Here is a 20657-nt window from a genome sequence, read left to right as displayed (position 1 = left end):
CCTAGTTGCCCCACACTTCCTTCGCGATCTCCACCGCAAGGCTGAGTTTGGCCCATTGCTCTTCCTCGGAGAGGATGTTGCCCTCTTCCGTCGAAGCGAAGCCGCATTGCGGCGACAGCGCGAGCTGCTCCAGCGGGGCGAACTTGGCGGCTTCTTCCAGGCGGCGCTTGATGTCGTCCTTCTTCTCGAGCTCGCCGAACTTCGAGGTGATGACGCCGACCACGACGACCTTGTTGCCCTTGGGCAGGAAGCGCAGCGGCTCGAACCCGCCAGCGCGATCGCTGTCGTATTCGAGGAAATAGCCGTCGTAATTGGTGCCGGCGAGCAGGGTCTCGGCGACCGGCTCGTAGCCGCCCGAGGAGATCCAGGTCGAGCGGAAATTGCCGCGGCAGACATGCGTCGTCACCACCATGTCGGCGGGCTTCTCGGCCAGCGCGTAGTTGATGATGCGGGCATAGATCTGCTGCAGGCCCTCCGGATTGTCGCCGCGCTCGCGCGCCTTCTGCAGTTCGTCCTGCGAGCAGAGATAGGCCCAGACGGTGTCGTCGAACTGGAGATAGCGGCAGCCGGCGTCGTAGAACTCCTTCACGGCCTTGCGATAGGTCTTGCCGAGGTCCTCGTAGAAGGCGTCGAGATCGGGATAGACGTCCTTGGAGATCGACTTGCGACCGCCGCGGAAGTGCAGCACCGCCGGCGACGGGATCGTCATCTTGGCGGTGACGTGGGCCTGGTCGGCATACTTCGTCAGGAAGCGGAAGTGATCCAGCATCGGGTGGTTGTCGGGGAAGTCGAGCTTGCCGATCACGCGCACTGCGTCGTGACGGGTCTGCACGCCCGCGAACTGGATGCCGGTGTCCGGGTGGAACAGCTCGCAGCCGGTGAGCTTGGCCAGGAAGTCGAAATGCCACCAGGAGCGACGGAATTCGCCGTCGGTCGCAAGCTTCAGCCCGATCGAGGCCTGCTTGTGCACGACCTTCTCGATCTCCATGTCCTCGATCTTGCGCAGATCGTCGGCCGAGATCTCGCCCTTCTCCAGACGACTGCGGGCTTCCTTGATCTTGGCGGGACGCAGAAGGCTGCCGACCTCGTCGGCGCGGAAGGGGGCTTTGGTTCGCTGCATTGTTATCTCTCCCGAACTTTCAGTGGCGCAAATTGTACTCCCTCTCCCCGCCTGCGGGGAGAGGCGATGATCAGTGGGCCGCCGCCCCGGCGACGCCGAGGTGGCGCTCCAGGACCGATGGGTCGGCCTTCAGCGCGGCGCTCGGGGCGTCGTGGACGATCGTTCCGCGCTCCAATATCACGACGCGGTCGGCCAGCCCCAGAATCTTTTGGGCATTCTGCTCGACGATGATCGAGCAGATGCCGCCCGCCCGGGTGATGGTGCCGATCGCCTTGAGAAGCTCCTCGACGATGATTGGGGCGAGGCCCTCAGTCGGTTCGTCCAGCAGCAGGACTTTCGGATTGAGGGTCAGCGCGCGGCCGATCGCCAGCATCTGCTGCTCGCCGCCGGAGAGCTGGTTGCCAAAATTGCTCCGCCGCTCCTTCAGCCGCGGGAACATCTCGTAGACCTTCTCGACCGTCCAGGGGCCGGGCTGCGCCACCGCGGTCATGTTCTCTTCCACCGTGAGCGAGCGGAAGATGTTACGCTCCTGCGGCACCCAGCCGATGCCGGCACGCGCGCGCTGGTCAGGCCGGAGCGAGGTGACATCCGCGCCGGCAAGCGCGACCGACCCCGAGAAGCGGCGGGTGACGCCGACGATGGAATTGATCAGCGTGGTCTTGCCGGTGCCGTTGCGGCCGAGCAGCGCCAGCACCTGCCCTTCGGCGAGGCGCAAGGACATGTTGGGCAGCACCACCGCCTCGCCATAGCCGGCGCGAAGGGAGTCGATCGCGAGCAGGTCAGACATTGACCGCGTCCTCGCCGAGATAGACCGCCTTGACCTGCGGATCGCGCGCGACCTGCTCGGGCGGCCCCTCCGTGAGCAGCGCGCCCGAGACCAGCACCGAGATGCGATCGGCAAAGGAGAAGACGAGATCCATGTCGTGCTCGATCAGCAGCACGGTGACGTCGCTCGGCAGTGCGCCGACGACCGCGAGAATGTCGTGGCGCTCGCTCTCGGGCACGCCGGCGGCGGGCTCGTCCAGCAGCAGCACACGCGGCTTGGCCGCGATCGCCACCGCGATCTCGAGCAGACGCTGCTTGCCGTAAGGCAGCGTCACGGTCTGCTCGTTCATGACGTCGAGCAGATGGAAGCGCGTGAGTAGATCGGCGACCTCACCATTGACGTCACTCCGCGTCCCCATCCGCCGCCACCAGTCGCCGCCATGGCCGAGGCGCTCGGAGACGGCGAGGCCGATGGTCTCGTGCGGGGTCAGGTCGGGGTAGAGCTGGTTGATCTGGAACGTGCGCGACAGGCCGCGCAGCACGCGCTTGTGCACGGGCAGATCCGTGATGTCCTGGCCTTCGAGCAGGATCCGCCCCGAGTTCGGCTTGAGGACGCCGGTGAGCTGGTTGATGACCGTGGTCTTGCCGGCGCCGTTCGGGCCGATCAGGGCATGGCGGGCGCCCTGCTCGATCTTCAAGGACAGGTCGCGGGTGACGCGCAGGCCGCCGAACTGCTTCTCGAGATTCTTCGTTTCGAGCGCGATGGTCATGCGTCGCTCTCCGGCACGGCGACGACGGCCTTGCGCCCGGCCACCTGCTTGATGACCAGGTTCGGCACATAGAGCACCCAGCCGTGCAGGCGTTGGCGGCCGACCAGCACGATCACGACCAGCACGAGGCCGATCCAGAACTGCCAGTATTGCGGAGTGATGGTGGAGAACAATTCCTGGAGCATACGGAACACTACCGCGCCGATCAGCCCGCCATAGAGATAGCCGGTGCCGCCGATGACCAGCACCAGCATCAAATCAGCGGAGCGCTCGAACGCAAACACGTCGAGCGAGGCGATCGCGGTGGTCTGGGTGAACAGCGCCCCCGCAATGCCGGCATAGAATGCCGCCAGCGTGTAGATCGCGATCAGGCGACGGCTGACGGGGATGCCGATGGCTGCGGCCCGCAGCGGATTGTTCTTGATCGCGCGCAGCGACAGGCCGAACGGCGAATGCACGACGCGGCGGGCAAGCAGGAAGAGGAGGAACAGCACGGCCAGCGAATAGAAGAAGCCGGCCTTGCCGAACATGTCGAACGGGATCTCGCCGAAGATCGGCTGCATCTCGATGCCTTGCAGGCCGTCGGTGCCACCGGTGATGTTGGAGAAGCGTTCGGCCAGCGCTTCCAGCAGCAGGGCGATGCCGAGCGTCACCATCAGCCGGGTCAGGTCGACGCCGCGGATCACCAGGAAGCTGGTGGCAAAGCCGAGCACCATCGCCGCAAGGCCGGCGACGATCAGCGCCAGCACGGGCTCTTTGACGATACCGTGCAGCGCGAGAAGTCCCGCCGCATAGGCGCCGACACCGAAGAAGGCGGCATGGCCGAGCGAGACGATGCCGGCATAGCCGAGGATGAGATCGAGCGACATCGTGAACAGCGCCAGCCGCAGGATGTCGGTCATGATCAGATAGCGCGTGGGAAAGGCGAAGCCGCAGGCCAATACGATGAGCCAGAAGGCGACTTCGCCATAATGCCAGCGCGCCTGGCGCTGGGCGTGATAGCCGACGTCGGAGGAAGCGCTCATCGGCGAACTCAACGCGCGGCCGTGCGGCCGAACAGGCCGTTCGGGCGCCAGATCAGGATCACGATCATCATGGTGTAGATCACGAAGGGGCCCATCTTCGGCACGTAATACTTTCCGGCGACGTCGCCGATGCCGAGCAGGAGTGAGGCCAGGAACGGCCCGGTGATCGAGGAGGAGCCGCCGACGGTGACCACGATCAGGAAGTAGATCATGAATTTCAGCGGAAAGTACGGATCGAGGCCGAGGATCTCGGCGCTCAGCGCGCCGCCGAGGCCGGCGAGCCCGCAGCCAAAAGCGAACGTGAAGGCGAACACCTGCGGCACGTTGATGCCGAGGCCGCTCGCGGCGCGGGGATCATCGACCGCGGCGCGGAGACGGCTGCCGAAGCGCGTCTTGGCCAGCACCATCTGCAGGCCGATGGTGAGCAGGCCGCAGATCACGATGATCATCAGCCGGTAGCGGCCGATGCCGACGCCGAACACGTCGAACTGGCCCTGGAGCGCAGCGGGCAGATTGATGAAGACGCGCGAAGAACCCTGAATGTAGTCCACCGTCGCCACTGACATGAAAGTCAGGCCGATGGTGAACAGCACCTGGTCGAGATGGCTGCGCGCATAGAGGTGGCGGTAGAGCGTGCGTTCGAGCGCAATGCCGATCGCGGCTGCGGAGACGAAGGCGAGCGGCAGGGCGGCGAAGAACGGCCAGCCCATCCGGTTGACCAGCACCATGCAGACATAGCCGCCGGCCATGGCGAAGGCACCATGAGCGAGGTTGACGAAGTTCATCAGGCCGAGCGTGACCGCGAGCCCGCAAGCGAGCACGAACAGCAGCATGCCGTAGGCAACGCCATCGAACAGATTGGTGAGGATTGCGGTCATCGGGGGTCGAAAGTCATCTCAAGTGTGGCCAAGGGCCGTGCTGCGCTCCCTCTCCCGCTTGCGTGAGAGGGTTGGGGAGAGGGTCTTTCCACTGAGAGACTCCCGACGAGGAGAGAACCCTCACCCGGCGCTCTGCGCCGACCTCTCCCGCAAACGGGAGAGGTGAGCCTCGAGAATGACGCGTTTTCGCGCGTCACTTCTTGGTCTTGCCGAGATCCTTGACGGCGTCGAAGGTCGCGAACTCGACATTGTAGAGCTCGCCGTCGACCTTCTCGACCTTGCGGATGTAGATGTTCTGCACGATGTCGCGGGTCTCGGGGTCGATCGAGATCGGGCCGCGCGGGCTCTCCCACTTCTGCCCCTTCATGGCTTCGATCAGCTTGTCGCCGTTGGTGTCGCCACCGGTCTTCTTCAGCGCTTCGTAGATCAGGTGCATGCCGTCATAGCCGCTCACCGCCATGAAGCCCGGACGGTTGCCGAAGGCCTTCTTGTAGGCGGCGACAAAATCCTTGTTCATCTGCGAGGGATGCGCCGCCGAGTAGAGATGCGCGGTGACCGTGCCGAGCACGGCGTCGCCCATGTTGTTGAGAAGGTCGTCGTCGGTGACGTCACCGGGTCCGATCACCTTGATGCCGGCCTTGTCGAGACCACGCTCGGCATACTGCTTCATGAAGTTGCCGCCCTGCCCCGCCGGCACGAACACGAAGATCGCATCGGGCTTGGCGTCCTTCATGCGCTGCAGGAACGGCGCGAAATCAGGGTTTTGCAAGGGCACCTTGACCTCTTCGACCACCTCGCCGCCACCGGCGGTGAAGTGCTGCTTGAAGAAGTTCAGCGCGTCATTGCCCGGCGCGTAGTCCGAGGTCAACGTCGCCACCTTCTTGATGCCGTTCTTGACCGCCCAGTCGCCGATGATGGTGGAGGACTGCGCCAGCGTGAAGCTGGTGCGCACGATGTAGGGTGAACGCTCGGTAATGATGGAGGTGCCGGCCGCCATGACGACTTCCGGAATCTTGGCTTGCGTTGCGAGCGGCGCGGCCGCGAGCGCGGCGGGCGTCACGCCGAAGCCGGCGATGAAGTTGACCTTGTCGTTGACGATCAGCTCCTGCGCGGCGGTCTTGGTCTTGTCGGGAATCGCGGCGTCGTCCTTGAGGATGATCTCGATCTTCTTGCCGGCGACGGTGTCGCCCTTCTGCTGCATGTAGAGCTTGATCGCGCTCTCGATCTGCTTGCCGGTCGAGGCTTGGCCGCCGGTCATCGGCAGGATCAGACCGACCTTGACGGTGTCCTGCGCCTTCGCAGGCGCGACGGCAGCAAGGCCCGAGATGGCAGCCACCGCGGCGGCCCAAGAAAATGGTTTGCGTACGAACATCAGATCTCCCTCCCCTTAATTCCTGACTTTTGTGCCCTGAACCGAGTGCCCGGTCCTTGCCGCACTTTAACTCGCGGACAAGCCATGCCGTGCGGCCACATGGCGTCCTCTGCAACCCCGTTGTCAATCGGACGTTGGGCGACCATTCGGCGCAAGCGCGCGGTCCCGTCTACGACAGCACGGAGATTTGTACGATTGTACAAATAAAATGGTCTTGTCAACGAAAAAGCCCTTCGTTGCTCAAGCCAGATTGCCGCGAATTTGATGCGGCACTCTAAGAGGCGCCACCGCAGCGTGGATGGAGAATTCCGCCTCTCATTTGCAGAATTTGAACATCCCCGAATGCTTTTGCCGTTGAGCCCTCACGGTTATGCCGGCCGATCCCCTGGCTAGTGAATACGCTATGTATACCATACCAGCTAGGATGGCCCTCTCAAGGACAATATAAGCCTATTATAATACCTTCGTGTATACAAGTCGCTCGCGCCCGTTCGGCGTCCCATCACCCGTGCCCGATCGGGCACGAAGTAGAAGATGCTCATGCGTTTCCGTTCGCTTTCGATCGCTGCCGTCGTCGCTCTGCTGGCTTCGAACCTTGCCTGCGGCATGGTCAACGAAAAGCTCTCCGCCGGCATGGCGACTACGTCCCGCAATGGGGCGGTGGCCTGCCGGCCGATTCCCCGCCGCGCCCGGGCACGCCGCAATACGACGCCTACATGAAGGAGCGCGAATGCAAGCGGCTGCTGCCGGCAGCCGATCGCGAAAAGGAAGAGCAGGCGCAGAAGGGCGCGACGGGATCTTCGTCGGGCAGCGCGGTGCGTTAAGATTGTGCGCCCCCTCTCCCCGCACGCGGCAGGGCAATCGTATATGGAGCTTTGCGCGACCTGAGCGCTCGAAACGACCGCGGAGCCTGTCATCGGGCCGCGCTTTGCGCGGACCCCGGTGGCGGTCTCCTCAGGATGAGGCTAAGCAGCATCGGCGCTTATTGAAACGAGTACCGCGCACTTGGTCCTCATCCTGAGCGCCCGCCAACGGCGGGCGTCTCGAAGGATGGCCACAGGCGAAATCGGTCCCATATGCGATTGCCCTGCCGCACGCGGGGAGAGGTGAACAACTCAATCCACGAACACCACGGTCTTGCGGCCGTTGAGGATGACGCGGTCGTTAAGATGGTAGCGGATCGCGCGGGCGAGCACGCGGCGCTCGATGTCGCGGCCCTTGCGGACCAGATCCTCCGGCGTATCGCGATGGCTGATGCGCTCGACGTCCTGGTCGATGATCGGGCCCTCGTCGAGATCGCGCGTGACGTAATGCGCGGTGGCGCCGATCAGCTTGACGCCGCGCTCATGGGCCTGGTGATACGGCCTTGCGCCCTTGAAGCCCGGCAGGAATGAATGGTGGATGTTGATGCAGCGGCCGGAAAGCTTCGCCGACAGATCGTCCGACAGGATCTGCATGTAGCGGGCGAGCACGACCAGATCGGTGCCCGTGCTGGCGACGAGATCGAGGATCTGCGCTTCCTGCTCGCGCTTGGTCTCCTTGGTCACAGGCAGGTGGTGGAACGGGATGCCGCCGAAATCGAGCCCGGCATAAACCTCGCGTGGATGGTTGGAAACGATCGCGGTGGGGATCATCGGCAATTCGCCGGTGCGCCAGCGATAGAGGATGTCGACCAGGCAGTGGTCGGACTTCGACACCAGCAACATCACCTTGCGATGCGCGGCACGGTCGCGCATCTGCCATTCCATGCTGAAACGTTCGGCGATTGCCGCAAAGCCGGTCTGGAGCGCCGACAGTTCCACGGCGAGATCAGCCGCGGTGAACACCACGCGCATGAAGAATTTCTTGGTTTCGACGTCGTCGAACTGCTGGGCGTCGAGAATGTTCTGCCCGTTGTGGGCCAGGAACGTCGACACCGCCGAGACGATGCCGGGGCGATCCGGACAGGACAGGGTCAGCACATATTGATGATAGGGCATGGCTCTTGATGAAGGTTTGGGCAAATGAAGCGGAACGACCCGCGATTTGCGCCCCGCTCTAGCACTGACCCACTCTTGCGCCAATCCCGGGCACAGAGTCAGGATGAACGTACCATTGCGATTTTGACCGGAGCACGCCCATGGCCGACCGCTTGAACGGCACCCGCATCCTGATCCTGGAAACGCGTGAGGAGGCGCAGTTTTCGAAGCTTCTGGCCGAGCAAGGCGCCGAGGTCGTGCAGTGCCCGATGTTCACCATTCACGACGCGCCGGACCCGGCGCCGGTCGAGGCCTGGATCCGCCGCGCCATCGACAAGCCGTTCGACGACCTCGTGCTGATGACCGGCGAGGGCCTGCGCCGGATCATGAAGCTCGCCGGCGCTCGCGGGCTCGATCAGTCCCTCGTGGCAGCGCTTGCCAAATCGCGAAAGTTCACCCGCGGCCCGAAGCCCGGCAAGGCGCTGCGCGAGGTTGGCCTCGATGCGCAGCAGACCACGGAGAAGCCGACCACCGAGGGCGTGATCGAGATGCTGGGCAGGCTCGACCTGAAGGGCCGCCGTCTCGGTCTCCAGCTCTATCCGGACAAGGACCACAGCGCGCTGACCGGCGCGCTCGCCGCGCAGGGCGCCGAGGTCGATACCGTGCTGCCCTATGTCTACGATTCCAAGGCGGCAGATGCCAATATCGTCGCCGCGATCGACGCCATGGCCGAGGGGCGGATCGATTCCATTGCGCTGACCAATCTCGGCCAGGTCCGCCGACTGTTCGAGGCCGCGAAGGCGCATGGCAGCGAGGCGCGCCTTCGCGCTGGGCTCGAACGGACGCTGATTGCTTCAGTCGGCCCGGCGGTCTCGGGCGAGCTCGCCGCGCACGGATTGCGCACTGACGTCTCGCCGGTGGAAGATCATTATTTCATGCGCCCGCTGATCTCGGCGATGGCGGCAGCAATCGCCGAGAAACGATCGAGGGTGGCGGGTTAATCGCCAAGATGCCTAAAGCGCGATGAGATTAGGATGAATCGTCATCGCGCTTTAGGCTATTGTTTGAGCATGATCTTTTCGGAAAACCGCTGCGCACTTTTCCGGATCATGCTTTAGCCTGCCACCTGCGAGGCGGCCGACATCAGCTCCTGTGGGCTCGGCGCTCCGAACATGCGCTGGCCGCCGCCGGGAACCTCGGTGAACGTCCAGCGCACGATCCCTTCCCGGTCGAGCAGGAACTGGCCAAACAGCTGACCCGTGCCTGTTGCGGCCATACGCTGGTCGGCGTCGGTCATCTCGTAGCCGTCCTTGTTGTTGAGGTACTCCGCGGCTGCCGGCCGGTTCATCGGGCCGGGCAATTCGCCGGGCATATCCACTTGCATGCTCATGACCGCGTCCATGCCCACCTTGCGTGGCCACTCGGTTTCGTTCTCCGTGAACTCGATATTGGGCAGGCCGAATGCGCGGTGCGAGACCCGATCGGGGTCGGACGCGGCGAGCAGATTGGGCAATGGATGGTAGCGGAAATAGAGCCGCGCCCGGTCGATCGGCGTGTTGACGACCGTGAGACTTTCGATCCCCTTCCCGCGCAGCGCGCCATCAAGCTGCGCCTGCGCCGCGATATGGCGCCGGCAAAACGGGCAGTGCAGGCCACGAAACAGGCCCACCAGTATGGGACTATGCCCGCGATAATCCTCGAGCGCGATCTTTCCTTCGCGTGTGATGGCGTCCAGGACGATGTTCGGTGCGCGATCGCCCGGCTGAAGTGTTCCATCTACATGACGGTCTGACATGGTTGAACTCCCTCACATTGGCTAGTCAAGGAACGGCAGTACGATCAGCCCTGCGGGATCGAGCCCGTGCCGGGCGCAGACATCATGGGCCAGCGCGAAATACCGCTCGGCCTCGGGCATGTCGCCTCGATCAAGGTTCAGTGTCGCAAGACCATCATAGCATGGAAACAGCTGCTGCGGCTCGCCGGTCTCGCTCGCCACCGCGATGGCCTCGTTGTAGCAGCGCGCGGCCATGTCGGGGCGGAAGTGGCACTGATGGATCTGCCCGAGCACGATGAGGGGTACCGGGAGATGCTCGCGCTGATCGAGCGCGCGGTCGATCTCGATCGCCTTTTCGGCAGCCGGCACCCCCTCCTCGGTACATCTGTCCGTGAAGGTGCAACAGGCGACGGCAAGGTTGGCCAGAAGGCGCGCCTGGAAGCCGAGATCGCCGATACGATTCGCGACATCGAGGCCGCGCCGGCAAACCGCCATGGCTTGCGCTGGGTCGACGATCGTATAGAGCACGCCTAGGTTGGTGTAGCCGCGGCACGCCACGTTGAGGAGGCCGGCGGCCTCGGCTGCCGCGACACTTTGCTCCACCTCCTTCACCGCCTCCTGGTGTCGCCCAAGCCGCGCCAGCGCAACCGCCTTGGTGTTGAGCGCCTCCGCAGTGGCTCGCGCCGCCTCGAACCCGGCTTGCTCGCCCGCATCGGTCGGCACCGACCGCGCGTAGCCGAGCGCTTCGTCCGCCCACCGCGCGGCGGCGACGTGATCGCCCACGCGAAACGCAAGACGGCCGCGCTCTTGCTGGAGATGAGCCCACTCCAAGAGGTGCGCCCACTCGATCGGCGCGTCGGTCCCGCCAAGCCGTTCAGCCGCCTCGGCATAATGCGTCTCTGCCCTGACGCGCTTGCCAGCGTCCCACAACAATCGACCAAGCTTGCGAAGAATGCGCGCCTCGCCGATACGGTCCCCTGCCGTGCGGTGCCCCTCCAGCGCACTCTGGTAGTGCTCCTCGGCAGCGCTTCGGCGGCCAGCCACGCAACAGAGGTCCGCGACGCGCTCGTACAGGATCAGGCGTTCCGGCTCCCGTTCGCCGGCGGTCGACAGCACGGCGAGGGATTGCTGATAGAAACGGAGGGCATCGTCGTTGGCATAGCTCGCACGTGCGCGATCGCCGGCCGCGCGCAAATAGCGCGCGCCTCTCGACTTGCTCGCGCTCAGACTGAAGTGGTGTCCGAGCAATATGAGATCTTCGAGCTGCTCGGGCTCTTTGCCATAGAGCCGCTCCAGCGCGGCACCAATGCGTCCATGGAGCTCGACCCGACGCTGCAAAAGCAGATTTTGATAGATCACGTCCTGAAGCATGGTCTGCATGAAGCGATAGGTCCGCAGCGACATCGAGCTCGAGCCTGCGACCTCCTCGATGAGCTCGGCGTCGCACAGAAGTTCGAGCGCTGCTTCGACCCTTGCCGGCTCGGTTGCTGCCGCACCGAGAACAGCCGCATCAAAGCGCGGACCGATCACCGCGGCCTCCTGGGCCACATGGCGCACCTGATGCGGCAACCGGTCGAGGCGCGCCAGCAACAACGCCTGAATGCTTGCTGGAATATCGGCGGCGGCTTCATCCGATTTCATCCGCCACTGCGCACCGTCACGCTCCAGGGCCCCGCCTTCGATGAGGCCACGGATGATCTCCTCGAGGAAAAGCGGGTTTCCGCCTGCGCGATCGAGGATTCGGGTGAACAAATGTCCCGGCGGTTCCCGCCACCCGTGACTGAAATACGCCGCGAGCAGCCTTCGTCCGTCAGCATCGCCAAGCGGAGGCAGCCGAATGGTCGTGTGACTGATCCTGCTCGAACCGAACTGATCCACCAGTGCTGGCCGATGGGTAAACAACAGCATCAGCCGCGTCCGCTCCAGCCGGTCCATCAGGAACCGCAACGCTTCAAGCGACACCGCGTCGGCCCAATGCAGATCCTCGACGATGATCAGAAGCGGCGACAAGGCGAGGCGGCGTTCGAAGACGGTACGGATCGCGAAAAAGATCTGCCGCCGGAGCTGTTCCGGTTCGACGTGCCTGAGCAAGGCGTTGGGATCGCCAAGGCCAAGAACGTGCAAGTAGAGAGGCATCAGGCGGTCGGCCTCCTCGGCCGCGAGGCCGAGCTCCGACAGCGCTTCCGCAACTTTCGTCTCTGCCTCCGCGGCGCCGGCCTTCTGTGCGATGCCATAGGCGCTACGCAGCACGGCGGCGAGTGCTCCGTAGGACTGTTCGCCAAGCGGCGAGCAGACCGCCCGTCGGATCGCCACGCCTGCGAAGCGATCCTCATCGCGGATGCGGGCGACGAATTCGTTCACCAGCCGCGTTTTCCCAATGCCCGCTTCGCCAAGCAGCCGCACCAGTTGAGCCGCGCCGCCGCACGCGCGATCAAGGCTGCCGATCACGCGCGCAAGCTCGGCGTCGCGCCCGATCAGTGGCGCATCGAGGCCCAGCGTATCGAGGCCGCGTGCCGCCCGCGGCGTATCGAGCGGTCCCTTCAGACGATGGACCAGAACGCTGCCCATCTTGCCCTTGAGCGAGATCTCGCCGAGCGAATCATAGGAGAACGCATGCCGCGTCAGACGGTGGGTCAACGGCCCGACCAGCACCTCGTCCGGAGATGCCATCGACTGCAATCGTTGCGCCGTATTCACGGTATCGCCGGTCACCGAATAGGATTTGGCAACGCCCACGCCTAACCCACCCGCGACGACGTGGCCGGTGTTGATGCCGACATGGAGCTGCAACGGTGAACCGGCATAGGCCTTCGCGCGCTCGCTGAGGCGCGCCGTCCGGCTGATCATGTCGAGGGCAGCGCGGACCGCCCGCTCGGGGTCGTCCTCGTGCGCAGTCGGCGCACCAAACAGCGCGAGCAGCGCATCGCCGATGAACTTGTCCACGAAACCGCCAAAGCTCTGCACCGCGGCCGTCAACTCCTCGAACAACTGGTTCTGAAGCGTCTGCATGACCTCTGGGTCGAGCCGCTCGCTCATCGCAGTGAAGCCGCTGAGGTCGGCAAACAGCACGGTTATGGTGCGGCGGTTTGCTTCGCTATCGACGTTGTCCGACTGCGGTCGAAATGCGTGTTGAGCCGTCTGCAGGAGCGGTGGCGAAGACGATCGGATTGGGAGTGTCGCCGGGCTCGTCTGCGCCGATGCCTGTCCGCCGTCTTTGGTGGCCCCGCTGATGAGGGAGCCGCATTTCGGGCAGTAGACAAAATCCGGTGCACATGGAAAGCCGCAGCCGGGGCACGCGCTCGGCTGCTTCGTGCCGCACTTCGGGCAGAAGGCAAAGCCGCTCTGAACCTCGAAACCACAACCCGAGCAGTTCATGGCTCAAGACCTCGCGGAAGCCGCGATGGTTCAATCTGCTGGCCCCCTAGCGAATGGGTCCCAGGATGCAGACCAGAATGGGCCCTGCGCGCCGGAAGAGCAAGCGGCGCTAGCCTACCCCTCAGCATGGGCGACGAAGCAATGCTGCGGGCGCGCTGGCGCACCGCAGGACGTCGGCAAAGCATGGCGGCATGCGGTAGCGTCAATTGACAGGGGCATCGCCGGGGCTACCCTTCCAAACAGAAGAACAAATAAAAGAGGGCAGGGAATCACCGTGAAACCCGTCATCGCATCTTGAGCACATCCGCGCGACCTTCGGCACTCGCGCCATTCCGCATCCGCAACTATCGCTTCCAGTGGCCGTCCGACCTGCTCACCTCCTGGTCGTTCGAGGTCGAGACGCTGGTGCTCGGCTGGTACATCCTGGTCGAGACCGGCTCGGTGCTGCTGCTCACCGTGCTTGCATCGCTCCAGTTCGTCGGCACACTGGTCGCGCCGGTCTTCGGTATGATCGGCGACCGCATTGGTCATCGCGACCTGCTGGTCGCGATGCGTCTCGCCTACACGGTGCTCTCGTCGACCATCATGGTTCTGGCGTTGACCGGTCATTTGTCGCCGCTGAGCGTCATGATCATCGTCGCGATCATGGGCCTGATTCGCCCCTCCGACCTCGGCGTCCGGGGGGCGCTGCTTGCCGAGATCATGCCGGCGGAGCAACTCGTCGGCGCCATCAGCGTTGCGCGCACCACCCAGGACAGCGCCCGCATCGCCGGAGCATTGACGGGCGCCGGCCTGTTCGCCGTCCTCGGCATCGGCCTCGTTTATGTGGCGATCGCCTGCCTCTACCTCGTGGCTGCGCTGCTCATGCTCTGCCTGACCCGGCCGAAAAGGATCCTCACCACGAGCGATCTCCCGGCCAACAGCCACGCCTTTTCTCGCTTATTTGGCGACCTCAAGGAGGGGATCGTCTACGCCTGGAACGGCCCGGGAATGCGCGCCGCGCTGTGCGTCGCCTTCCTGGCCAATCTCACCGCGTTTCCTTTCACCGGAGGATTGCTGCCCTACATCGCGCGGGAGATCTTTCAGACCGACCAGACCGGCCTCGGCTATCTCTCGGCGAGCTTCGCCGTCGGCTCGCTGACCGGCTCTATCACGCTGAGCCTGGTCAGCGGATTGCGCATTGCCCGGCTCCTGATCGGCGCGACGCTGGCCTGGTACGCCATGCTGCTGGTGTTCGTCGAGATCAGGACCATGCCGGTGGCGATGGCCTGCCTCGTCCTCGCCGGTATTGCGCAGAGCATGTCGATGATCTCGGCAGCCGTGATCCTGATGCGGACGGCCAGCGCACATCTACGCGGTCGCGTCATGGGCGTCCGCATGATGGTGATCTACGGCCTGCCGCTCGGACTGCTCGCAGCCGGCAGCCTGATCGATGTCATCGGCTATTCAGCGACGGGATCGCTCTATGCCGCCTCAGGGATCATCGCGATGCTGGCGATCGCGATCCGCTGGCGCGCCGACCTCTGGCCGGTGCACGCCCCCGCCAATGCGCGCTAATCCCCGTAGCTGCGCAGCCGCTCGATAGCGAGGATGGTGACACCGCCATATTCCAGCCGCAGCAGCCCCTCTTTCTCCAGCCGGTTCAGCGCGCGGTTGGCGTTCTGGCGGGACATGCCGGAGAGCGCGCCGATCTCCTCCTGGGTGATCTCCAGATGCGCAGTCGATTCGGGATAGAGGATCGGGTTGAACAGCGAGGCGATGCTGCGGGCAAGGCGGGCGTTGGCGTCAAGCGTGCGGTTGACCTCGAGCATGCCGATGAACTGGCCGAGCCGCTCGTTGAGCTGGCGGACCAGGAAGCGGTTGAAGCCGACGCTGTTCTCGAACAACCACATGAAGGCGCTGCGTTCCATCAGCGCGACCCGGCTTTCGCGCAGCGCGACCACGTCGTAGCGTCGCGGCTCGTTCTTGAGCACGCTGCCTTCGCCGAACCAGGCGCCTGCCGTCAGCCCGGCAAGACTGGTCTCCTTGCCGTCGCGCGACACTCCGCCCATCCGGGCGAGGCCAAAGACCATGCCGGCCCAATAGTCGAAGGTATCGCCGCGCATGAACACGGTCTCGCCGGTGCCGTAGGACCGCTCGCTGACTCCGGCGCGTGCGACCTCAATCTCGGCCTCCGTGAGTTCGCGCGACCAGGCGGCGATGCGCTTCAGATGATCCTCTGAAATCATGATGGAGAGGCCAGCCGCACCGTTTCGTCACTCCGCTTCTGTTGCATTGCAACATGATCACCTCGGCGGCCATCCGACGAAAGATGAACGCCGCACCCGCCCGAAAAACTTTGTCACCGAATTGTCAGGCCGAAGACATTTCAAAATAGCGCTTTCCCGTATTGAGAGCCACCTTGGGCGATGCGGCTTTTGATCCCTGATGGGAACGAAGGCGGCGCGGGGTCCGGTCGAGACCAATGGCTGCATGGCCTCACCGGGACGACCGTACTAGGATCGCTCGAAAACAACGGATGAAGAGCGCCACTGAATGCGCCATCACCGGGAGGGATTTGTTAGTGGCTAGTCTCGAAGTGCGCGGCGTGTCCTTGCGATTCGGTGGCGTCCGTGCGCTGACCGATGTCAGCTTCGCCATCAGGGAAGGCGAGCTGTTCTCGATCATCGGCCCCAACGGCGCCGGCAAGACCTCGATCGTGAACTGTATTTCCGGTCGCTACAAGCCGACCGAAGGTCAGCTCTTCTACCAGGGCCGCGACATCACCGATTTGACGCCGACTGCCCGCGCCTCGCTCGGCATCGGCCGCACCTTCCAGAATCTGGCGCTGTTCCACCACATGAGCGTGCTCGACAACATCATGGTCGGCCGCCATCACCTCCTGAAGAACAATTTCCTCACGGGTTCGCTGTACTGGCTCACCGGCGCGCGCAAGGAGGAGCTCGAGCACCGCCGCAAGGTCGAGGGGATCATCGACTTCCTCGATCTCCAATCGGTGCGAAAAGCCACCGCCGGCACCCTTTCCTATGGCCTGCGCAAGCGCGTGGAGCTCGCCCGCGCCATGGCGCTGGAGCCGCGCCTCATCCTCCTCGACGAGCCCATGGCCGGCATGAACTTCGAGGAGAAGGAAGACATGGCCCGCTACATCGTCGATCTCAACGAGGAGTTCGGGATGACGGTGGTGATGATCGAGCACGACATGGGCGTGGTGATGGACATCTCCCACCGCGTCATGGTGCTGGATTTCGGCAAGAAGATCGCCGAGGGCGATCCCGCGGCGGTCCTCGCCGATGCCCACGTCAAGCGCGCCTACCTTGGTGAGGAAGACGAGGTGCTGGTCGATCCGGACGACGCCCCGCCGGCGCAGGAGAGCGCGGCATGATGGATTATGCAGGACGCGTCGCGCAGGCCGACACCTATCCCAAGATGCTCCGGCTCAACGCGAAGGAGCATGGCAACGAGATCGCGCTGCGCGAGAAGGATCTCGGGCTCTGGCGCCTGTTCACCTGGAACGATTACCAGATGCGGGTGCGCGACTTCGCGCTCGGGCTCGTCGAGCTCGGCCTCGGCCGCGGCGACGTCATCGGCATCATCGGCGACAACCGGCCGGACTGGGTCGCGGCAGAAGTCGCGACCCATGCCATTGGCGGGCTGAGCCTTGGGCTCTATCGCGACGTGCTGGACGAGGAGGCCGCCTATCTCCTGACCTATGGCGAGGCACGGCTCGTCTTCGCCGAGGACGAGGAGCAGGTCGACAAGCTGCTCGCGCTTGCCGAGCGCGTGCCGAAGCTGAAGCACATCATCTATTCCGATCCGCGCGGCATGCGGAAATATGACGATTCCAAGCTGATGTCGGCGGAAAAATTCGCCGAACTCGGCCGCGCGCGGGCCGCTCGGGAGCCGGAGCTTTACGACCGGCTCGTGGATGCGACCAAGGGTGAGGACGTCGCGATCCTTTGCACGACGTCGGGCACCACCTCGCACCCGAAGCTCGCGATGCTCGCCGCCGGCCGCGTGCTCGGCCATTGCGCGACCTATCTCGCCTTCGACCCGAAGGGACCTGACGACGAGTACGTCTCCGTGCTGCCGCTGCCCTGGATCATGGAACAGGTTTACGTGCTCGGCAAAGGCCTGTTGTGCCGGATGAAGATCAACTTCGTCGAAGAGCCCGATACGATGATGAACGATCTGCGCGAGATCGCGCCGACGTTCGTACTGTTCGCGCCGCGCGTCTGGGAATCGATCGCCGCTGATGTCCGCGCCAAGGTGATGGACGCTACGCCGTTGAAGCAGCGCCTGTTCGACGTCGGAATGAAATCGGGACTGGCCGCACTCGCGCAGGGCAAGCGCTCGGGTTTTGCCGATGCGATCCTGTTCCGCGCGCTGCGCGACCGGCTCGGTTTCACTCGCCTGCGCTCGGCGGCGACCGGCGGCGCGGCGCTCGGCCCTGATACCTTCAAGTTCTTCCAGGCGATGGGTGTGCCGCTACGCACGCTCTACGGCCAGACCGAGCTGTTAGGGGCCTATACGCTGCACCCCGAGGGCAAGGTCGATCCTGACACGACAGGCGTACCGATGGCCGACAGCGTCGAGATCCGGATCGACAGTGCCGACGTTCATGGCGTCGGCGAGATCGTGGTGCGGCACCCCAACATGTTCCTCGGCTATTACAAGAACCCCGAGGCCAGCGTCGCTGACATCAAGGACGGCTGGATGTGTTCCGGCGATGCCGGCTATTTCAACGAGAACAGGCAGCTCGTCGTCATCGACCGCATCAAGGATCTCGCCGAGACCTCGCGCGGCGAGCGCTTCTCTCCGCAGTTCATCGAGAACAAGCTGAAGTTCTCGCCCTATATCGCGGAGGCCGTGGTGCTGGGCGCCGGCCGCGACGCGCTCGCCGCCATGATCTGCATCCGCTACTCCATCATCTCGAAATGGGCGGAGAAGAACCGACTCTCGTTCACGACCTACAGCGACCTCGCCTCGCGGCCTGAGGTCTACGCGCTGCTTCAGAAGGAGGTCGAGACCGTCAACGCCACGCTGCCGCCTGCCCAGCGCATCTCACGCTTCCTGCTGCTCTACAAGGAGCTGGATGCCGACGACGGCGAGCTCACCCGCACCCGCAAGGTGCGCCGCGGCGTCATCAACGAGAAATACGCAGGGATCATCGACGCCATCTACCGCGGCGATGCCGACATCCCCGTCGACACCGTGATCCGCTTCCAGGACGGCACCACGCAGCGCGTCCGCACGACGCTGCGTGTGGTGGATCTGGGCGCGCATGGGCACATGGCGGAGGCTGCGGAGTGAAACGGTCTACCGATGCGCAGGCTGTTGCCCTTCGCCTCTCCCCGCTTGCGGCAGGGCAATCGCATATGGAAGCGGATTCCCTGCGGCCCATCCTTCGAGACGCCCGCTTTGGCGGGCTCCTCAGGATGAGGGCGGAGTGTGCCGCAGCTGTTTCAACGGGCCCGATGCCAATTGGCCTGATCCTGAGGAGACCGCGGAGCGGTCGTCTCGAAGGACGAGGCGCTTGCTCAGGCCGCTCCAAGAGATCATATGCGTTTGCCCTGCCGCTTGCGGGGAGAGGCGAAGGACAGCATATCACATGAACACCGCCTTCCTCTTCCAGCTCCTGGTCAACGGCCTCGTGGTCGGTACGCTCTATGGCGTGGTCGCGATGTCATTCGTGCTGATCTATAAGGCGACGCAGGTCGTCAATTTCGCGCAAGGCGAGCTGCTGCTGGTTGGCGCCTGGGTGTGCTGGGCGCTGCTGGCAAAATACCAGGTGCCGTTCTGGATCGGCATGCCGATCACGCTGGTGTTCATGTTCGTGTTCGGTATCGCGGTCCAGGTCCTGATCCTGCGGCCGATGATCGGCGAGCCCATCATCTCGGTCATCATGGTGACGATCGGCCTCTCCACCGTGCTCCAGGCGACGCTGAAATGGATGTTCGGCGTCAATCCGCAGCCGTTCCCGCGCGTGTTCGAGAGCCAGTCGGTCAGCCTGTTCGGCCTCCAGATCCAGACCGTCTATGTCATGAGCCTCGTGGTGTCGGTCGCGATGATGATCGGCATGGCATGGTTCTTCCGCGCCTCCAAATATGGCCTTGCGATGCGGGCCACCGCATTCAACCAGCAGGTCGCGCAGTCGCTCGGCATTTCCGTGAAAAGCGTGTTCGCGATGGCCTGGGCAATCTCGGCGACGGTGTCGGCCGTCGCCGGCGTCGTCGTTGCAGTCGTGAACGGCGTATCCTCGGGCCTTGCGGCCTACGGCATAAAAGTGTTTCCGGCGGCGATCCTCGGCGGGCTCGATTCCGTCGGCGGCGCCGTGCTCGGCGGCATCATCATCGGGCTACTCGAAAACATCGCGCAATATGTCGACAGCGAGTACCTGCACTGGGGCAATCTCTACGAGATCGCGCCGTTCTACGTCCTCATCATCGTGCTGATGATCAAGCCATACGGCCTGTTCGGCACCCACGACATCGAGCGGATCTGACCCATGGCCGGCCCTGCCCTCATCCCCGCTGGTGATTTCCGCACCACTTACGCCGCGGACACCACGATCTTCCCGACCACGACCAGCCGCAATTTTGCGATCGCCGGCGTGCTGCTGCTGTGCCTCGCACCGCAATTCTTCAGCGGCTACTGGCTCAGCATTTTGATCCAGATCGGCATCTTCTCGATCGCGGCGTTGGGCCTCAATATCCTGGTCGGCTTCACCGGCCAGATCTCGATCGGCCACGCCGCGTTCTTCCTGCTCGGCGCCTTCACCTCGGCCTATATCTCCAACAACGCGCCGATTCCGGTGTTCTTCGCAATCCCGCTCGCCGGCATCGTCACCGCGCTGGTCGGGCTGATCTTCGGTATTCCGGCGGCGCGGTTGAAGGGGCTATATCTCGTCATCGCGACGCTGGCCGCGCAATACATCCTGCTCGACTTCTTCTCGCGCGCCGAATGGTTCTCGGGCGGATCGGTGCCGGCGAGCGCCGAGCCGTTCTCGATTCTGGGCTACACGCTGCGCGGCGACAGGCAGTATTTCTACGTGGTGCTGGCCTATGTGCTGGCGAGCTACATCCTCGTCACCAATCTGATGCGCACACGGGACGGCCGCGCGCTGGTGGCGATCCGCGACCATTATCTCTCCGCGGAGATCATGGGCATCAACCTCACCAAGTACCGCACGCTGTCGTTCGGCCTCGCCGCTTTCTTCGCCGGCATCGCCGGTGCGCTCTATGCGCATTACCAGCTCGTGGTCTCCCAGGAAGGTTTCGGCATCGAGCGCTCGATCCTGTTCCTGGCCATGATCATCATCGGCGGCACCGGCTCGATCATGGGCACGCTGATGGGGACCGCCTTCGTGGTGCTGTTGCCGGAATCGATGGAATTCCTCAGTCTGCATTTGAAGGGCGGCGCGATCGACAAGGCGCTCTCGCTTAACACTAACATCACCTTCCTGCGCGAGATCGCGATCGGGGTGATCATCATCGCGTTCCTGATGTTCGAGCCCGATGGGCTCGCGCATCGCTGGCGGCAGATCAAGGCTTATTGGAAACTCTACCCGTTCTCGCATTGAGCGCGGAAACTTCACTTAAACAATAACAGGAGGAACCGACC

Annotated in this window: 16 protein-coding genes and 1 pseudogene; 7 read left to right on the top strand and 10 right to left on the bottom strand. The window is 64.0% G+C overall.

Going from position 1 to position 20657, the window contains the following annotated elements; genetic code table 11:
* Position 1 precedes the first annotated feature (1 nt).
* The 6 genes from ACR9YP_RS18220 to ACR9YP_RS18195 form a co-directional block, all read right to left on the bottom strand.
* Positions 2-1120 carry a cobalamin-independent methionine synthase II family protein gene (locus ACR9YP_RS18220; RefSeq protein ID WP_474220673.1) on the bottom strand — a complete coding sequence of 373 codons (1119 nt, stop codon included), beginning with the start codon at positions 1118-1120 and terminating at the stop codon, positions 2-4.
* Positions 1121-1190: 70 nt separating this feature from the next.
* Positions 1191-1907 (bottom strand): ABC transporter ATP-binding protein, encoded by a 717-nt coding sequence (locus tag ACR9YP_RS18215; protein ID WP_128938835.1) that lies wholly within the window; start codon positions 1905-1907, stop codon positions 1191-1193.
* Positions 1900-2655: an ABC transporter ATP-binding protein gene (locus ACR9YP_RS18210; protein ID WP_474220672.1), complete on the bottom strand. Its 756-nt coding sequence runs from the start codon at positions 2653-2655 to the stop codon at positions 1900-1902. The genes ACR9YP_RS18215 and ACR9YP_RS18210 overlap by 8 nt, the downstream gene beginning before the upstream one ends.
* A complete protein-coding gene (locus ACR9YP_RS18205; protein WP_474220671.1) occupies positions 2652-3680 on the bottom strand; it encodes a branched-chain amino acid ABC transporter permease in 1029 nt (342 codons plus the stop codon). The genes ACR9YP_RS18210 and ACR9YP_RS18205 overlap by 4 nt, the downstream gene beginning before the upstream one ends.
* An 8-nt stretch (positions 3681-3688) precedes the next feature.
* Positions 3689-4558, bottom strand: a complete 870-nt coding sequence (locus tag ACR9YP_RS18200) for a branched-chain amino acid ABC transporter permease (protein WP_474220669.1) — start codon at positions 4556-4558, stop codon at positions 3689-3691.
* Positions 4559-4751: 193 nt separating this feature from the next.
* A complete protein-coding gene (locus ACR9YP_RS18195) occupies positions 4752-5930 on the bottom strand; it encodes an ABC transporter substrate-binding protein (protein ID WP_474220668.1) in 1179 nt (392 codons plus the stop codon).
* 534 nt (positions 5931-6464) lie between these two features.
* Between ACR9YP_RS18195 and ACR9YP_RS18190 the strand changes: the two are divergent.
* Positions 6465-6754, top strand: a pseudogene (locus tag ACR9YP_RS18190) (hypothetical protein).
* Positions 6755-7045: 291 nt separating this feature from the next.
* Here ACR9YP_RS18190 and purU read toward each other — a convergent pair.
* A complete protein-coding gene (purU, locus tag ACR9YP_RS18185) occupies positions 7046-7909 on the bottom strand; it encodes a formyltetrahydrofolate deformylase (RefSeq protein ID WP_474220666.1) in 864 nt (287 codons plus the stop codon).
* A 140-nt stretch (positions 7910-8049) separates the two neighbouring features.
* On the opposite strand from purU, the gene ACR9YP_RS18180 reads away from it, so the two are divergent.
* Positions 8050-8889, top strand: coding sequence for a uroporphyrinogen-III synthase (locus ACR9YP_RS18180; RefSeq protein WP_474220665.1), 840 nt, complete (start codon positions 8050-8052; stop codon positions 8887-8889).
* Positions 8890-9002: 113 nt separating this feature from the next.
* Here ACR9YP_RS18180 and ACR9YP_RS18175 read toward each other — a convergent pair whose 3' ends face one another.
* Both ACR9YP_RS18175 and ACR9YP_RS18170 read right to left on the bottom strand, forming a co-directional pair.
* Positions 9003-9683: a peroxiredoxin-like family protein gene (locus tag ACR9YP_RS18175; RefSeq protein WP_474220664.1), complete on the bottom strand. Its 681-nt coding sequence runs from the start codon at positions 9681-9683 to the stop codon at positions 9003-9005.
* A gap of 21 nt (positions 9684-9704) precedes the next feature.
* Positions 9705-13037, bottom strand: a complete 3333-nt coding sequence (locus tag ACR9YP_RS18170; RefSeq protein WP_474220663.1) for an adenylate/guanylate cyclase domain-containing protein — start codon at positions 13035-13037, stop codon at positions 9705-9707.
* A 294-nt stretch (positions 13038-13331) separates the two neighbouring features.
* Here ACR9YP_RS18170 and ACR9YP_RS18165 point away from each other — a divergent pair, with 294 nt between their 5' ends.
* Positions 13332-14594 carry an MFS transporter gene (locus ACR9YP_RS18165; protein ID WP_474220662.1) on the top strand — a complete coding sequence of 421 codons (1263 nt, stop codon included), beginning with the start codon at positions 13332-13334 and terminating at the stop codon, positions 14592-14594.
* Here the strand turns inward: ACR9YP_RS18165 and ACR9YP_RS18160 are convergent.
* Complete coding sequence (locus ACR9YP_RS18160; RefSeq protein WP_474220661.1) at positions 14591-15265, bottom strand: Crp/Fnr family transcriptional regulator; 675 nt, start codon at positions 15263-15265, stop codon at positions 14591-14593. The genes ACR9YP_RS18165 and ACR9YP_RS18160 overlap by 4 nt on opposite strands.
* 290 nt (positions 15266-15555) lie before the next feature.
* Between ACR9YP_RS18160 and ACR9YP_RS18155 the strand changes: the two genes are divergently transcribed.
* The 4 genes from ACR9YP_RS18155 to ACR9YP_RS18140 all read left to right on the top strand — a co-directional run bounded on the left by ACR9YP_RS18155 (position 15556) and on the right by ACR9YP_RS18140 (position 20616).
* On the top strand, positions 15556-16419 hold the full coding sequence (locus ACR9YP_RS18155; RefSeq protein ID WP_474220660.1) for an ABC transporter ATP-binding protein: 864 nt from the start codon (positions 15556-15558) through the stop codon (positions 16417-16419).
* Positions 16416-18347: an AMP-binding protein gene (locus ACR9YP_RS18150; RefSeq protein WP_474220659.1), complete on the top strand. Its 1932-nt coding sequence runs from the start codon at positions 16416-16418 to the stop codon at positions 18345-18347. The genes ACR9YP_RS18155 and ACR9YP_RS18150 overlap by 4 nt, the downstream gene beginning before the upstream one ends.
* A 298-nt stretch (positions 18348-18645) precedes the next feature.
* A complete protein-coding gene (locus tag ACR9YP_RS18145; RefSeq protein WP_438106909.1) occupies positions 18646-19539 on the top strand; it encodes a branched-chain amino acid ABC transporter permease in 894 nt (297 codons plus the stop codon).
* 3 nt (positions 19540-19542) lie between these two features.
* Positions 19543-20616, top strand: a complete 1074-nt coding sequence (locus tag ACR9YP_RS18140; protein ID WP_128932711.1) for a branched-chain amino acid ABC transporter permease — start codon at positions 19543-19545, stop codon at positions 20614-20616.
* Positions 20617-20657 lie beyond the last annotated feature (41 nt).

This window comes from Bradyrhizobium sp. BR14999, from assembly GCF_056106085.1.
The sequence above is the reverse complement of the archived record's forward strand: the minus strand, read 5'-3'. Positions and strand labels throughout refer to the sequence as shown.

Coding starts and splice junctions, on each gene's coding strand:
- ACR9YP_RS18220 (WP_474220673.1), bottom strand. CDS start 1,120: ATGCAGCGAACCAAAGCCCCCTTCCGCGCCGACGAGGTCGGCAGCCTT.
- ACR9YP_RS18215 (WP_128938835.1), bottom strand. CDS start 1,907: ATGTCTGACCTGCTCGCGATCGACTCCCTTCGCGCCGGCTATGGCGAG.
- ACR9YP_RS18210 (WP_474220672.1), bottom strand. CDS start 2,655: ATGACCATCGCGCTCGAAACGAAGAATCTCGAGAAGCAGTTCGGCGGC.
- ACR9YP_RS18205 (WP_474220671.1), bottom strand. CDS start 3,680: ATGAGCGCTTCCTCCGACGTCGGCTATCACGCCCAGCGCCAGGCGCGC.
- ACR9YP_RS18200 (WP_474220669.1), bottom strand. CDS start 4,558: ATGACCGCAATCCTCACCAATCTGTTCGATGGCGTTGCCTACGGCATG.
- ACR9YP_RS18195 (WP_474220668.1), bottom strand. CDS start 5,930: ATGTTCGTACGCAAACCATTTTCTTGGGCCGCCGCGGTGGCTGCCATC.
- purU (WP_474220666.1), bottom strand. CDS start 7,909: ATGCCCTATCATCAATATGTGCTGACCCTGTCCTGTCCGGATCGCCCC.
- ACR9YP_RS18180 (WP_474220665.1), top strand. CDS start 8,050: ATGGCCGACCGCTTGAACGGCACCCGCATCCTGATCCTGGAAACGCGT.
- ACR9YP_RS18175 (WP_474220664.1), bottom strand. CDS start 9,683: ATGTCAGACCGTCATGTAGATGGAACACTTCAGCCGGGCGATCGCGCA.
- ACR9YP_RS18170 (WP_474220663.1), bottom strand. CDS start 13,037: ATGAACTGCTCGGGTTGTGGTTTCGAGGTTCAGAGCGGCTTTGCCTTC.
- ACR9YP_RS18160 (WP_474220661.1), bottom strand. CDS start 15,265: ATGATTTCAGAGGATCATCTGAAGCGCATCGCCGCCTGGTCGCGCGAA.
- ACR9YP_RS18155 (WP_474220660.1), top strand. CDS start 15,556: ATGAAGAGCGCCACTGAATGCGCCATCACCGGGAGGGATTTGTTAGTG.
- ACR9YP_RS18150 (WP_474220659.1), top strand. CDS start 16,416: ATGATGGATTATGCAGGACGCGTCGCGCAGGCCGACACCTATCCCAAG.
- ACR9YP_RS18145 (WP_438106909.1), top strand. CDS start 18,646: ATGAACACCGCCTTCCTCTTCCAGCTCCTGGTCAACGGCCTCGTGGTC.
- ACR9YP_RS18140 (WP_128932711.1), top strand. CDS start 19,543: ATGGCCGGCCCTGCCCTCATCCCCGCTGGTGATTTCCGCACCACTTAC.